The organism is Sphingobium sp. (assembly GCF_048594625.1).
Lineage (GTDB): Bacteria > Pseudomonadota > Alphaproteobacteria > Sphingomonadales > Sphingomonadaceae > Sphingobium.
The window spans coordinates 49,761-64,063 of record NZ_JBMDWL010000065.1 but is presented as its reverse complement, the minus strand read 5'-3'; the positions used below and the strand labels follow the sequence as shown (position 1 = coordinate 64,063).

At 64.7% G+C, this 14,303-nt stretch carries 15 protein-coding genes; 7 read left to right on the top strand and 8 right to left on the bottom strand.

Annotation, left to right across the window (positions count from 1 at the left end; translation table 11 throughout):
- Window positions 1-4 precede the first annotated feature (4 nt).
- Complete coding sequence (gene rpmI / locus ACOJSJ_RS08115; protein ID WP_056690492.1) at window positions 5-208, bottom strand: 50S ribosomal protein L35; 204 nt, start codon at window positions 206-208, stop codon at window positions 5-7.
- Window positions 209-342: 134 nt separating this feature from the next.
- On the bottom strand, window positions 343-1,164 hold the full coding sequence (locus ACOJSJ_RS08110; RefSeq protein WP_420144477.1) for an inositol monophosphatase family protein: 822 nt from the start codon (window positions 1,162-1,164) through the stop codon (window positions 343-345).
- A 67-nt stretch (window positions 1,165-1,231) separates the two neighbouring features.
- Here ACOJSJ_RS08110 and ACOJSJ_RS08105 point away from each other — a divergent pair, with 67 nt between their 5' ends.
- Complete coding sequence (locus ACOJSJ_RS08105; RefSeq protein WP_420144476.1) at window positions 1,232-1,654, top strand: VOC family protein; 423 nt, start codon at window positions 1,232-1,234, stop codon at window positions 1,652-1,654.
- 49 nt (window positions 1,655-1,703) lie between these two features.
- On the top strand, window positions 1,704-1,940 hold the full coding sequence (locus ACOJSJ_RS08100; protein ID WP_420144475.1) for a hypothetical protein: 237 nt from the start codon (window positions 1,704-1,706) through the stop codon (window positions 1,938-1,940).
- 6 nt (window positions 1,941-1,946) lie between these two features.
- Here the strand turns inward: ACOJSJ_RS08100 and ACOJSJ_RS08095 are convergent, their stop codons facing one another.
- Entirely contained in the window at window positions 1,947-2,882 is a 936-nt protein-coding gene (locus ACOJSJ_RS08095) for a ribose-phosphate pyrophosphokinase (protein WP_420144474.1), read from the bottom strand.
- A 213-nt stretch (window positions 2,883-3,095) separates the two neighbouring features.
- Here ACOJSJ_RS08095 and ACOJSJ_RS08090 point away from each other — a divergent pair, with 213 nt between their 5' ends.
- Window positions 3,096-4,757 (top strand): NAD+ synthase, encoded by a 1,662-nt coding sequence (locus ACOJSJ_RS08090; protein WP_420144473.1) that lies wholly within the window; start codon window positions 3,096-3,098, stop codon window positions 4,755-4,757.
- Between the two features lie 17 nt (window positions 4,758-4,774).
- Window positions 4,775-6,109 carry a glutamate--tRNA ligase gene (gltX, locus tag ACOJSJ_RS08085; protein ID WP_420144472.1) on the top strand — a complete coding sequence of 445 codons (1,335 nt, stop codon included), beginning with the start codon at window positions 4,775-4,777 and terminating at the stop codon, window positions 6,107-6,109.
- A gap of 49 nt (window positions 6,110-6,158) precedes the next feature.
- Here the strand turns inward: gltX and ACOJSJ_RS08080 are convergent, their stop codons facing one another.
- The 4 genes from ACOJSJ_RS08080 to hemC form a co-directional block, all read right to left on the bottom strand.
- Window positions 6,159-6,911: an esterase/lipase family protein gene (locus tag ACOJSJ_RS08080; protein WP_420144481.1), complete on the bottom strand. Its 753-nt coding sequence runs from the start codon at window positions 6,909-6,911 to the stop codon at window positions 6,159-6,161.
- Window positions 6,912-7,052: 141 nt separating this feature from the next.
- The gene (locus ACOJSJ_RS08075; protein ID WP_420144471.1) at window positions 7,053-7,934 is read right to left on the bottom strand and encodes a hypothetical protein; all 882 of its coding nucleotides are present in this window, start codon (window positions 7,932-7,934) and stop codon (window positions 7,053-7,055) included.
- 29 nt (window positions 7,935-7,963) lie between these two features.
- Window positions 7,964-8,635 (bottom strand): uroporphyrinogen-III synthase, encoded by a 672-nt coding sequence (locus ACOJSJ_RS08070; protein WP_420144470.1) that lies wholly within the window; start codon window positions 8,633-8,635, stop codon window positions 7,964-7,966.
- Window positions 8,632-9,558, bottom strand: coding sequence for a hydroxymethylbilane synthase (hemC, locus tag ACOJSJ_RS08065; RefSeq protein WP_420144469.1), 927 nt, complete (start codon window positions 9,556-9,558; stop codon window positions 8,632-8,634). Before hemC ends, ACOJSJ_RS08070 begins: the two co-directional genes overlap by 4 nt.
- Before the next feature lie 44 nt (window positions 9,559-9,602).
- Between hemC and tsaD the strand changes: the two genes are divergently transcribed.
- Genes tsaD through ACOJSJ_RS08050 form a run of 3 tightly spaced genes read left to right on the top strand, consistent with a single transcriptional unit; the run spans window position 9,603 to window position 13,171 of the window.
- A complete protein-coding gene (tsaD, locus tag ACOJSJ_RS08060) occupies window positions 9,603-10,637 on the top strand; it encodes a tRNA (adenosine(37)-N6)-threonylcarbamoyltransferase complex transferase subunit TsaD (RefSeq protein ID WP_420144468.1) in 1,035 nt (344 codons plus the stop codon).
- Complete coding sequence (locus tag ACOJSJ_RS08055; RefSeq protein WP_420144467.1) at window positions 10,634-11,605, top strand: NAD(P)H-dependent glycerol-3-phosphate dehydrogenase; 972 nt, start codon at window positions 10,634-10,636, stop codon at window positions 11,603-11,605. Before tsaD ends, ACOJSJ_RS08055 begins: the two co-directional genes overlap by 4 nt.
- Before the next feature lie 48 nt (window positions 11,606-11,653).
- Window positions 11,654-13,171 (top strand): lipopolysaccharide biosynthesis protein, encoded by a 1,518-nt coding sequence (locus ACOJSJ_RS08050; protein ID WP_420144466.1) that lies wholly within the window; start codon window positions 11,654-11,656, stop codon window positions 13,169-13,171.
- Between the two features lie 59 nt (window positions 13,172-13,230).
- On the opposite strand, the gene ACOJSJ_RS08045 is transcribed toward ACOJSJ_RS08050, so the two are convergent.
- Window positions 13,231-14,232 (bottom strand): adenosine kinase, encoded by a 1,002-nt coding sequence (locus ACOJSJ_RS08045; RefSeq protein WP_420144465.1) that lies wholly within the window; start codon window positions 14,230-14,232, stop codon window positions 13,231-13,233.
- Window positions 14,233-14,303 lie beyond the last annotated feature (71 nt).

The following is a 14,303-nucleotide window of genomic DNA, read 5'->3' as shown; positions in this document are numbered from 1 at the left end:
CTCCTTACTTCAGGCCGTAGGGCGCCCACAGGCGCACATGGGCAACATCGGAATCCGACAGGACGGACGTGCCGCGGTTCTGACGGATATACTTGGCGTTGTGGCTGATCAGGCGGTGACGCTTGCCAGCGACGCCGTGCTTCACCTTGCCGGTGGCGGTGAACTTGAAGCGCTTCTTCACACCGCTCTTGGTCTTCATCTTGGGCATTTTCGTCTCCTTGTTTGGCGCGACGATTACAGACAGCCACGGCAGCCCTAGTTAGCCGGGCGGTCTTTCCGAATATCGCGAAGGGCGGCCCTTAGTGGTCCGCGCAAGAAAAGGCAAGCGATTCGGCGCGCCGATCAATGATGATGGTCATGCCCATGATGCTCGCTGGCGCCATGGATCGCCTCCAGCACATCTTCCAACCGTGCCGGATCGCCCAGCGCCAGCACATGGCCTTCGCTGTCGGCGGTCAGCGGTTCGCCATTCCAGTCGCACATCAGGCCGCCCGCACCCTCCACCACCGGCACCAGCGCGGCGAAGTCATAGCTTTGCAAACCGGATTCGATGACGATGTCCAGAAAGCCGGATGACAGCAGCCCGTAATTATAGCAGTCCCCGCCATAGACCGGCCCCTGACGCGGCGATCCGCCCGATACGGCGGCGACCAGCGCCATATAATGGGGGACGTCGCCCTCCGCGAAGAGATGCGGGCTGGTGGTGGCAATGCCTGCCCCCTCCAGCGCCTTACAGGCCCGCGTGCGCACAGGCTTGCCGTTAAAGGTGGTCGGCTGCCCGCTCATGCCCGTCCAGCGTTCCTGCGCAATCGGCTGGTCGATGATGCCGATGGTTGGCCATCCTCCCTGGGTCAGTGCGATCAGCGTGCCGAATATCGGCCGCCCGGCGATGAAGCTGCGCGTCCCATCGATCGGATCGAGTATCCACACCCGATCCGCATCGGTGCGCACCGATCCATATTCTTCGCCGATGATGCCGTCATCGGGCCGTTCCTTTTCCAGTATCGCGCGGATGGCGGCTTCGGCAGCGCGGTCGGCCTCCGTCACCGGGGACTTGTCCGCCTTGATCTCCATATCGTAGCGGGCGCGGAAAAAGGGGCGGATGGCGGCGCCAGCGGCGTCGGCAAGGCGGTTGGCAAGGGCCAGATCGTCGCGGGTCGTCATGTCCTTCGCCTAGCGACTGCGCCGACTTTAGGCTAGACTATATGGCGTCCTGAACAAGGAGGGGAAGATGCCCGGTGCGCCTGTCATCCCGTGTCTGCGCTATGCCGATGCGCCTGCCGCCATCGATTTCCTGTGCGCCGCTTTCGGTTTCGAACGCCATGCCGTCTATCCTGACGATGCCGATCCGGCGATCATCCATCATGCGCAACTGGTGCTGGAAAATGGCATGGTCATGCTGGGCAGCGTCAAGGATATGGAGCAGGAGTCGCTCTATACCTGGTCCACGGCGCGCGATCTGGGCGGGATTACTGCCTGCGTCTACATCATGGTGCCCGATCCCGATGCGCATTGCCTCCACGCCCGCAATGAAGGCGCGGTCGTCGTGGATGAACCGCATGACAATCCGGGCTATCCGGGGCGTGGCTACACCGCGCTCGACCCGGAAGGCAATGTCTGGAGCTTTGGCAGCTACGATCCGTGGGCCGGTTAAGCCTTCGGCAACCCCGTCGTTCTAGCTTTTGATCGGAAGGGACGCGTCAATGGCAATATTGGGCTGGATATTGAGCTTCGCTGCTCTGTTCGCGGGACTCGCGCTGCGGCAGGACATGCCGATCGGCGGTTCGTTGCTGTTGTCCAATCTGGTGATCGGTCTGGCGGTTCTGGCTTGTCCCATGATCTGGCGTGGCAAGCCGCTTGGCATATCGCGGGGCCAGCGCATCGTCGTGGCGCTGATCCTGCTTTGTGCGACGCCGCTGGTGTTGTTCCCAGCGGCGTAGCCAAATTCAGTCGAACAGGCTGGAAACCGAGCTTTCGTCGGCGATGCGCTTGATCGCTTCGCCCAGCAGCGGGGCGATGGGCAGATGGCGGATGCGCTGAGCGTTGACCACGGCATCGGTGCCCTGAATCGAGTCGGTGATGACCAGTTCGAGCAGTTCGGACGCTTCCACGCGGGCGACGGCGCCGCCCGACAGCACGCCATGGCTGACATAGGCGATGACGTCTTCCGCGCCCGCCGCCTTGAGTGCACCGGCGGCGTTGCACAGCGTACCTGCGGAATCGACGATGTCGTCGATCAGGATGCAGAAACGGCCCGACACATCGCCGATGATGTTCATGACTTCGGATTCACCGGCGCGTTCGCGGCGCTTGTCGACGATGGCGAGCGGCGCGTTGTCGAGCCGCTTGGCCAGCGCACGGGCGCGCACCACGCCGCCGACGTCGGGCGACACGACCATGATGTTCTTGTCGCCGAAACGGGCCTGAATATCGGCCGACATGACCGGCGCGCCGAACAGGTTATCGGTCGGGATGTCGAAAAAGCCCTGAATCTGGCCTGCGTGCAGATCGACCGACAGGACGCGGTCGGCGCCCGCCGTGGTGATCAGGTTGGCGACCAGCTTGGCGCTGATCGGGGTGCGCGGGCCGGGCTTCCGATCCTGACGGGCATAGCCGAAATAGGGGACGACGGCGGTGATTCGCTTGGCCGATGCGCGTTTCAGCGCGTCGATCATGATCAGCAATTCCATCAGATTGTCGTTGGTCGGATAGGCCGTCGACTGAATGACGAACACGTCTTCGCCGCGGACATTCTCATGAATTTCCACGAAAACTTCTTCGTCGGCGAAGCGACGGACGCTGGCGTCGGTCAGAGGGATGCCGATATAATCGGCGATGGCGGCCGCAAGCGGCTTGTTCGAATTGCCGGTCATGAGTTTCATGGCGAAAACCCCCCGTGGAAAATGACATGACGAATTGGTGACGATGCGCGAAACGCGGCCCCTTTAGCGGCGCGTGGCGCATGTGGAAAGGCGCTTTTGCGCCTTGCGACGAAATGCGCGCGGCGCGCCGTTAAGCGGGCATCCTGCTCAAAAATGCGGCATCGAAAAACAGAGCATTTTCGTTGGGGCGAAAAATACTCTAGGGCCCGCCCTATGACCGATAAACTCGTGATCGCGCTTGCGCAGATGACCCAGTCCGTGGGCGACCTCAAGGCCAATGCCGACGCCATGCTGGAATGGCGCGCGCGGGCGAAGGGCGCGGACCTGATCGTTTATCCCGAACTGCAACTGATCGGCTATCCCCCCGAAGATCTGGTGCTCAAGCCCGCTCTGGTCGATCAGGCCAATTATCAGCTGGACCGGCTGGCGCAGGAAAGCGCCGATGGCGGGCCGGCCATGTTGGTGGGCACGGTGGTCGCGTCGCAGGGCGTGCTGTTCAACGTCGTCGCGCTGATCGACAATGGCGCCGTCACGGCGATCCGGCAGAAGCGCGAACTGCCCAATTACGGCACGTTCGACGAAAAGCGGCTGTTCGCGCCCGGCCCGCTGCCTGCGCCGATCGATTTTCGCGGCGTGAAGATCGGCGTGCCGATCTGCGAGGACATATGGTTCCCCTTCGTCACGGCGCATCTGCGCAGCGAGGGCACGGAAATCCTGATCAGCCCCAATGGCAGCCCCTATGAAGTGGACAAGGACGACCGTCGGCTGAATGCCGTGGCGGGCACTCGCGTCCGCGAAACCGGCCTGCCGCTCGTTTATCTGAACCGCGTGGGCGGGCAGGACGAACTGGTGTTCGACGGTGCATCCTTCGTGATGAACGGCGACCTCTCCATCGCGCATCAGATGCCCGACTGGGAAGAAGCGCTGACGATCACGACATGGGAAAAATGGGAGGGCCGGTGGATCTGCCTGCCCGGTGAGCAGCACGCGCTCGATCCGCATCCGGCCGACATCTATAATGCGATGGTGCTGGGCCTGCGCGACTATGTGAACCGCAATCGCTTCCCCGGCGTGGTGCTGGGCCTGTCGGGCGGCATCGATTCCGCGCTGTCCGCCGCCGTCGCGGTCGATGCGCTGGGCGCGGGCCGGGTGTGGTGCGTGATGATGCCGTCGCGCTTCACCTCGCAGGACAGTCTGGACGATGCGGTCGAATGTGCGCGGCTGCTTGGCGTGCGTTACGACATCATCCCCATCGAACCGGCTGTCGCGGCATTCGATGCCATGCTGGCGCCCACCTTCGAAGGGCGCGGGCGCGACCTGGCCGAAGAAAATATCCAGTCCCGCATTCGCGGCATAACCCTGATGGGCCTGTCCAACAAATTCGGCCATATGTTGCTGACGACCGGCAACAAGAGCGAGATGTCGGTCGGCTACGCCACCATCTATGGCGACATGGCGGGCGGTTATTCGGTGCTGAAGGATGCGTACAAGACGACGGTGTTCGACCTTTGCCGCTGGCGCAACGACAATGTCCCGTCGCTGGGCGAAGGCTTTGGCCCGGCTGGCCCCGTGATGCCCGAACGCGTCATCACCAAGCCGCCCAGCGCCGAATTGCGCGACAATCAGCGCGACGACGACAGCCTGCCACCCTATGAAATTCTGGACCCCATCCTCTACGGCCTGGTTGAGGAGGAATTGTCGGTCGACAAGCTGGTCGAACGGGGGTTCGAGAAGGAGACGGTCGCCCGGATCGAGCGCCTGCTCTACATTGCTGAATATAAGCGCCGCCAGTCGCCGCCGGGCGTGAAGCTGGGCATCCGCAATTTCGGTCGCGACCGCCGCTATCCGATCACCAACGGCTTCCGCACGATATAAGCCGGGCAAAGAGTATCATGACCGTCATCACCCGCTTCGCCCCGTCGCCGACCGGCCATCTTCATGTCGGCAACATCCGCGCTGCGCTTCACAACTGGCTGTGGGCGCGCAAGTCCGGTGGCCGGTTCCTGCTGCGCCTGGACGATACCGACATCGAACGGTCGCGCGCCGAATATGCGGACGGGATCAGGGCGGACCTGCAATGGCTCGGTCTCCACTGGGATGGCGAGGAAAAGCAGTCCGACCGTTTCGCCCTGTATGAAGCGCGGTTCGAGGCGCTGAAGGCGTCGGGCCATGTCTATCCTGCCTATGAAACCAGTCAGGAACTGGACCTGCGGCGCAAGGTGCTGCTGGGGCGCGGTCTGCCGCCGGTCTATGACCGCGCCGCCCTGTCGCTGACGCCCGATCAGATTGCGGCCTATGAGGCCGAAGGGCGCACGCCCCACTGGCGTTTCAGGCTGGATCATGACCAGCCGATCATGTGGACCGACCTGATCCGTGGCGAACAGCGTTTCGATGCGAAGCTGCTGTCCGACCCGGTGATCCGCCGCGCCGACGGTTCTTGGCTCTATATGTTGCCATCGGTTATCGACGACATCAACATGGGGGTGACCCATGTTCTGCGGGGTGAGGATCATGTGTCCAACACCGCGACGCAGATCCAGATGTTCACCGCCCTTGGCGCATCGCTGCCCGCTTTCGCGCATGAAGCGCTGCTGACCGGCAGCGAGGGCAAACTGTCCAAGCGTCTGGGGTCGATCGGCGTCGCGCATTTCCGCGAGATCGGGCTGGAACCGGCCGCCATCGCATCGCTGCTCGCCCGCCTCGGCAGTTCGCAGCCCATCGAGCCATTTGCGGACATGGCGCCGCTGATCGAAACTTTCGATTTTGCCCATTTCGGTCGTGCGCCTGCGCGTTTTGATGAAGGCGAACTGGCGACGCTCAATCAGAAGATCGTACATATCCTGCCCTTCGACGCGGTGGCCGATCGCCTGCCGCAGGGCGTGGACGCCGTCGCATGGGACGCCATCCGCCCGAATCTGGAAACGGTTGCGGGCGCGGCGGACTGGTGGGCCATCGTCACCGGGCCGATTGATGCGCCCGCTGTCGCCGATGAAGACCGCGATTTCCTGACCGCTGCGCATCGCATCCTCTCGGACGCTTCTTTCGATGCGGACATCTGGCGGACGCTGACCGGGGCCTTGAAGGAAGAGACGGGGCGAAAGGGCAAGGCGCTGTTCCAGCCGCTCAGGCGCGCGCTGACGGGGCTGGATCATGGGCCGGATATGGGGCAGTTGCTGCCGCTGATCGGCCGGGAAGAAGCGCTGGCGCGTCTGGCCGGTGGCGCCTGATAAGGACCGGCGTCCGGATTATTGACGTCGGGATTGCTGGCGCCCGTAATTACTGGCGCTGGATCGCTTCCAGCGCCTTGCCCACGGCTGCAATGCCTTCTGGTGAGGCAGCAAAGCCCATATGGGTGCAATCGACCTCGATCGCCTTGTCGCGCTCGCCCGCGCGGCCCTTGGCGCATTCTGGCAGGATCACGCCGTCACGCTGCGACCACAGGGCGACGGTGGGCACCGGTGGCTTTTCCTCACGTGTGCAGGGGAAGGGCGGACGATCGACAGGAAACCCCGAAACCAGCTGATACAGGCGCCATGCATGGTTGGCACGCGGGTCGCCGGAAAAGGGCGTGCCCATCGTCACCACGCCGCCGACCTTGCTGCCGGCAAATTTGGCATATTCGCGGGCGTAGAGGCCGCCAAGGCTCCAGCCCACCAACGTGACGGGCGCGCCGCTATGCTGGCGGATGGCATCGACCCGCTGGTCGATCCTGCTCAGGCTGTCGGGCTTCGGCCCGAAATTGCGGCCCATCCCCCAGTCATGCGCGTCATAGCCCGCGGCGTTCAATATATCGCGCATCCATCCCATCCGCTGTTCCGATGCCATCAGGCCGGGGATCAACAGCACCGACCGGCCGTCACCTTTCATCCGGCTGGCCAGCAGGGCGGCTTGCGACCGGGTGCGCGACAGATCGAACGGTACGCTCAGATTGCCCAGAAGCTGTTGCAGCGGCGGCAGCTGTGCCGCGCGCGGACCGGGCGCAAGGCGATCCTTCCAGAAACTACTGACAGCTTGAGCATAAGGCGGCACGACGATGAAATCCCTGAACGCCGCCTCGATTTTGAAGACGGGAAAAGATGACATTATCGTGACCAACGCGGTCAGCGTCTATCGGTTTCGCCTCAGTGGATCAACGGTTCGTCGTTTGTGACACCGGTGGTTCGTATAATGTCAGGGCGCCAGTGGAGACGTCTGGCTGACGGCAACGCCTTCGGTGCCGTGCAACTGGCGCGGTTCCAATATGGCTGCCGTTTCGATGAGGTCGAGCGCGCGCCGCGCCTCCAGATAGCGGCGGGCATATTGCATCCACCGGTCGGCGGCGGTCCTGCCCGGCATCCGCTCCACTTCTGCCAGCGCCGGGGCGACCCGGCCACCGTCGATGAAGCGCAGCGCCCGTTCCATGGCGACCTGAGGACGTGGGGAGGGGGTAGACGCGCGGCGGATGGTGATGAGTTCGCGCGCTTCATGTTCCAGCGCATCCCACCATCCCGCGCTGGCGGACGGGGTCGTCACCTGACCCGCAACGTCCATCAGGCCACCGCGCAGGTCGGCCAGCGTGATGGGTTCGCGCGCGGCGTTGATGATGGCCGCGACGGCACGGGGCTGCGCCTGTCCGAAGCGAAGGCGCAGCTGCCCTTCGATATAGCCGAGCGGCGTTCCGTTATCGAGCGCGCGGCGCGCGGCAAAGGCGACCAGCAATCCTTCGGCCCGCGCGGCATTGCCCGATGCCGCCTGCGCCTCCACGGTAATGCGGTTGAGCCGTTCCTCCAGCTGGACGACCCGCGTATCCAGCACCTGTGCGGCATCGTCCGCCAATGGGCGCACGGTCACGCCATTGTTCGTTTCGGTGATCAGGCCCTGCACCGGCATTTGCGGGTTGGTGCGCGGTTGCGGATCGCCCCAGCGGCGCTGAATCTGCGGCCAGGCCCATACCGTGATGGCAACGCCCAGAGCAAAGGCCAGCAACGTCAGGATCAGCAGGGGCAGGACAATGCGGCGACGCGGCGGCGCGGGCGTTTCGCTCGCACCGACAAGCCCATCCTCTACGCGCATGCCGACCCTTTCATTATCCATCGCGCAAGTCATTCGCACAATCGGAGGGCGAGGGCCAGCATATCGTCATCGGTGGGCGTCACGGCCGCCTGAACGCTGGCCCAGCCATCGCCACAGGCGGTGAGCGCCGCTGCGCTGATCGCAACGACATGCAGCGTCGCGCGCATCGGTTCGGGAATCTGTTGGGCTAGCCGTTCCCCGGCGCGGGACGAATGGACCGCAAGGATGCTGCCCGGCACGGCATCCTCGATCAGCGCGGGATCGGGGGGAAGGGCGGCCATGCTATAGACCGCAATCCGGGTGATGGCGGCGGACCCGGCTTCCATGGGGGCGACGGTCGTGCCCGCCAGATGCAGCACATGGCGATGGCCGTCCGCCGCGATCCGGGCGGCGATGGCGCTGCCGTCGCCGTCGCCCGCGATGACGGCGTCAAATCTCGCCGCTGCCAGCGCCTGCGCGGTGGCCGGACCCACGGCGTAAGTCGGCAGGCTGCGATAATCGGCCAGCGCCGGTCCGGCCAGCCGCGCGCCATTGGCGCTGGTCAGCAACAGGGCATCGAAGGTCGCGGCCGGCGGCGGCGTCCAGTCGATGGCATGGGGTGCGAAGAGGGGATGGCGCCGCACCTCCATGCCCAGAGCCGTCGCTCTGGCAGCCGTCCTGCCTGCCGCCGGTTCGGGCCGCAGGATCAGGATCCGCGTCACGCTTCGAACAGGGCGCGCAATGCCGGGCTGGCGCGGTCGAGCAGCGCCTGTCCGATCGCTTCCGCCGCAATCCTGTCGCTGCGAGACAGGCGTGCCTCTTCCCGAACCGTTTCCTGTCCATCCGGACTGATGATCTCTGCAATCAGGTATAGTCCGTCGCCTTCCACCCTTGCCAGTGCCGCAATCGGGGAATGGCATGTGCCGCCCAGTCCTTTCAGCACGGCGCGCTCGGCCAGTACCGCGTCGCTTGTGTCTCCATCGTTGATCGCCGCCAATGCGGCGACGATGGCCTGATTGTCGCCTAGCGCCTCTATCCCGACGGCGCCCTGCGATGGTGCGGGCAGCATGGTGTCGATCGATATGGTCACGCCGACGTCGCGCTGATCCAGCCTGTCCAGTCCAGCCGCCGCCAGCAATGTCGCATGCACCTCTCCCGCCGCCAGCTTAGCCAGCCGCGTGGCGACATTGCCGCGAAACAGGGTGATGGTGGCATCGGGGCGAAGCCGTTTCACCTGCGCCGCGCGGCGCGGCGAGCTGGTGCCGATAATGGGGTTGGCGGGCAGCGCGGAAAAATCGGCCGCGCCCACCAACCGGTCGCGCACATCGGCGCGGGGCAGCATGGCCACGATACGGATTGCATCGGGCCGCACCGTCTCCACATCCTTCATGCTATGCACCGCAAAATCGATCTCGCCCGTCATCAGCGCCCGGTCCAGTTCCTTGGTCCACAGCGCCTTGCCGCCTATGTCCGCCAGCGCCCGATCCTGTATCCGGTCGCCGCTGGTCTGTACGGTAACGATGGTGATGGCGTCGGCGGTCCAGCCATGGGCGTCGCAAAGGGCGCGGGCGGTCATGCGGGCCTGGGCCAGCGCGAGTGGCGATCCTCTGGTGCCGAGGCGCAACGGTCGATCGGTGAAAAGCATATGCGGCTTGCTCTAATGGCCACGGGCATTAGATGGAAGCGGCAATGACCATCATCCTTGGCCTGGAATCAAGCTGCGACGAAACCGCGGCGGCGCTTGTGACGGCCGATGGCCGGATATTGGCGCATCGACTCGCCACACAGGAAGAGGCGCATCGCCCCTATGGCGGCGTCGTCCCGGAAATCGCGGCGCGTGCGCATGTGGAGGCATTGGCGCCGCTGGTCGAAGCGGCGCTGGCCGATGCCAAGATGACGCTGGCCGATGTCGATGTCATCGCGGCCACCGCCGGGCCAGGCCTGATCGGTGGCGTGATGGTCGGCCTCGTCACCGGCAAGGCGCTGGCCCATGCGGCGGGCAAGCCGCTGGTGGCCGTCAACCATTTGGAAGGGCATGCGCTTTCGCCGCGCCTTGCCGATCCGACATTGCAATTCCCCTATCTGCTGCTGTTGGTATCGGGCGGGCATTGCCAGTTGCTGCATGTGAAGGGGCCGGGCGATTATGTCCGCCTTGCCACCACCATCGACGATGCGGCAGGCGAAGCCTTTGACAAGACCGCCAAGCTGCTGGGCCTTGGCTATCCCGGTGGTCCGCTGGTGGAAAAAGCGGCGGCGACGGGCAATCCGAAGGCGGTGCCCCTGCCGCGCCCGCTGGTCGGTACGGCCGAACCGCATTTCTCCTTCGCTGGTCTCAAAAGCGCGGTCATGCGCGCCGCACAGTCCGGCCAATATGCGATGTCGGACATCGCCGCCTCCTTTCAGCAGGCGGTGATCGACTGTCTGGTGGACCGCACGCGCAAGGCGCTGGGGCAGAGTAAAGGCGTGACCGCACTCGTCGTGGCGGGCGGGGTCGCCGCCAATCAGCCGATCCGCACCGCGCTTCAATCGCTAGCGGCCGACCATGACCTGCCCTTCGTCGCGCCGCCGCTGTGGCTATGCACCGACAATGCGGCGATGATCGCATGGGCGGGGGCGGAACGTTACGCCGTGGGCCTAGTCGACGATCTGACGATCCCGGCACGGCCGCGCTGGCCGCTCGACCCAGCTGCGGAAAAGGCACGTGGAGCAGGAGTGAAAGCATGAAGGCGGGAGTCATCGGTGCGGGCGCCTGGGGCACGGCCTTGGCGCAATTGCTGGCCAGCGATGGGCAGGATGTGACGTTGTGGGCGCTGGAAGGCGATGTGATCGACGCGATCAACACCACGCATGAAAATCCGCTCTACCTTGCCAATATCCCGCTAGCGCCATCGATCCGTGCGACCGGCGACATGGCTGACCTTGGCGCGTGCGACATGCTGCTGGTCGTCAGCCCCGCCCAGCATCTGCGCAGCGTCGTGGCGCGGGCGCCCGCAGGCGTTCCGCTCGTCCTGTGTTCCAAGGGGATAGAGGCAGGCACCAGCCTGCTAATGTCGGAAGTGGCTGCGCAGGCTCAACCGACGTCGCCCATCGCCGTCCTGTCCGGGCCGACCTTCGCGCATGAGGTGGCAAAGGGGCTGCCGACCGCCATCACCCTCGCCTGCGAAGACCGCGACCTTGGCCAGCGCCTTGCCGCGCGCATCGCCCGTCCGTCCTTCCGCCCCTATCTGTCCGACGACGTGATCGGTGCGGAAATCGGCGGTGCGGTAAAGAATGTTCTGGCCATTGCATGCGGCGTGTCGGACGGGGCGGGCCTTGGCCTCAACGCCCGTGCCTCGCTCATCAGTCGCGGATTTGCGGAAATGACGCGTTTTGGCCTGGCGCGCGGCGCACGGGCGGAAACATTGGGCGGTCTTTCGGGCCTGGGCGATCTGGTCCTCACCTGTTCTTCCACCAATTCGCGCAACTTCTCGCTGGGCAAGGGGCTGGGGGAGGGCGCCAGCGCCGCTGACCTCCTGTCCAACCGCCGCACCGTTGCTGAAGGCGCGCATACCGCGCCGGTGCTGCGCGATGCGGCCCGCGCCGCAGGCGTCGAAATGCCGGTGGTGGAGGCGGTCTGTGCGCTACTGACCGATGCGGCGCCGCTGACGGATGTTATCGACGCGCTGCTCGCCCGGCCGCTGCGCCCCGAATAAGCCGTCGCGCTGCCCCGGCATTGCGCCTACAACAGAAATAGAAATCATATGACGCAAGAGGTTCAGGGTAATTTGGCGACAGAGGCATCCCCTGCCAAGGATCAGGATGACATCGCCGCTCTGGCCAAGGGCGGGCGAACGAACGTGTTCGGTTTTCTGCTGCGTCTGGCGGCGCGTCTGCCGTTCCTGTTCATCGCCGGGCGTGTCTATGGCGCCGAAGCGCTGGGCCGGTTCGCCTATGCGGTGCTGGTGGTGGAGTTCGTGGCCCAGATCGCGACGCTGGGCCTGAAACGCGGCCTTGCAGGCGCGCTCAGTCAGACCGAACGGCCCCATACCCATGTCGTGACCGACGCCATGGTCGTGACGCTCACCGCATCACTGGTGGGCGCGGGCCTGCTCATCGCCTTTCCGCAGGCGATGTTTCCCAACAGCGTCATCAACGGCCTCGACCGGTTGCTCGCGCTGGTCGTGATCGCGGTGGCGGGATCGGACGTCGCATTGGCGGCCTGCGCCTACCGCTTCGATGTCGGCGCGACGGTTCGGGCGCGATCCATCATCGAACCCTGGACGATCAGCATCGGCGCCTTTGCCTTCGCCTTTTATTCGACCCGCGACGGCCTGATCCTGTCCTATGCCGTGTCGATGATCGCCGCGCTCATCGCGTCGATCATCCCCATGGCGCGCCATTATGGCGTGCCCGCTGGCTGGCGGCCCGACTTCGGCCGCTTGTGGCGGCTTGCCCGGCGCAACCTGCCGCTGGCGGCGGCGGACGGTGTGGAATGGGGATCGCGCAGGCTGGACATGGCGATATTGGGCCTGTTCGTCAGCCCGGCGGTGATCGGGATCTACTATGTTGCCCAGCAGGTCGCATCCCTGCCGCAGAAGCTGAAGACCAGCTTCGACCCCATTCTTGGCCCGGTCATCACCCGTAACCTTGCTGAAAATAATCTGGGCGTCATCGCTAAACAGGTCAGCCAGGTCGGTTTCTGGATCATCGCGGCGCAGACCGGCATCGCGCTGGCGCTCGGCATTCCGGGCGAAGCGGTGATGGGCCTTGTCGGGCCGCATTTCGTCGGCGGCACTGGCGCCCTTGCATTCCTGCTGCTGGCCGAAGTGGTTGCGGCCACCGCCGTCGTCAGCGAATCGGCGCTTGTGTATATTGCGCGCCATCGCAACCTGATGATCTCGCTCGTCATGATCGGCCTGCAAGCGGCATTCAGCTTCGCCCTCGTTCTGATCGCGCGCAGACTGGATCTGCCGGTGATGTGGATCGCCGCCGCGCCCGCTCTGGCGCTCTGTCTGGCGCTGGGCGTGGGCGCCTTTGTGAAGGCGCGCCTGCTCTCGACCCTTCTGGATGCGCCGATCAACGCATGGCGCTGGCCGCTGCTGAGCGCGGCGGGCATCGCCTGTATCGTGGGGGCGGGTTTCGTGGCCCTGCCGCCCCGTCTGGAATGGGTAGAACTGGTCGTCGGCGTCTGGGCGATATTGGGGGTTTACGGCATCGTCATCTGGCGCTGGGGCTTTGGCCCGGAAGACCGCACCCTGTTCCGCAAGAAGGCATCATGAAAAAGGCCCGATCCTGACGAAGGATCGGGCCTTTTTGCGAAATATGGCTGGCAGGAATGTCAGGCGAACAATGTGTCGCGGATCACGCCAAGATCGTCTTCAGGGCGCGCGCCCCAGTGCGAAATGACTTCGGCCGCGGCCGCTGCGCCCAGCGCCAGCGAATCTTCAACACTGCGGCCGTCGATATGCGCGGCCAGGAAACCAGCGGCGAACAGGTCGCCCGCACCAGTCGTGTCGATGATCTGCGACACCGGCGCGGCGGGCGCTTCATGACGGACGCCATTGACGATGGCGACCGCGCCCTTTTCTCCGCGTGTCGACACCAACACCGACACCTTGTCGGCGAAACGGGCCAGCGCCTTTTCGAAATCGTCGACCTGCGCCAGCGACTGGATTTCGCCCTCGTTCGAAAAGAGGATGTCGATCTGGCCCTGTTCGATCAGGTCGATGAAGTCCGCGCGATGGCGGTCGATCACGAAATTGTCGGACAGGGTAAAGGCAACCTTGCGTCCCGCGCCCCGCGCCGCGTCGATGGCGGCCCGCATCGCCGCGCGCGGCTGTGCCGGATCCCACAGATAGCCTTCCAGATAGAGAATCCCCGCCGACTGGATCATCTCCAGGTCCAGCGCGGCTTCGGGCAGAAACTGCGATGCGCCAAGGAAGGTGTTCCTGGTCCGCTGCGCGTCGGGCGTGACAAGGATCAGGCAGCGCGCGGTCGGCACATCGCCCTGCATCGCGGGCGTATCGAACCGAATGCCCAGCGCGTGGACGTCATGAGCGAACACCGCGCCCAGCTGGTCGTCATTGACCTGCCCGATAAAGCCGCATTTCTTGCCCAGCGCCGCCAGCCCGGCCAGCGTATTGGCGGCCGATCCGCCGCTGATTTCCTTGGCCTGGGGCATGTCGGCATAAAGGGTTTCGGCCATATCGGCATCGATCAGCTGCATCCCGCCCTTGGTCAGCGCGTGCTGCGCCAGAAAGCCATCGTCGCTGCGCGCGATCACGTCGACGATGGCATTGCCGATCGCAACGACATCCAGAATGGGGGCGGAAACGGTCACGCAATATCCTTCGGCGATTTGGAAGTTATAAAATTTCACGGCCTTTACCGGTCCTGCCCATGTCATGCAAC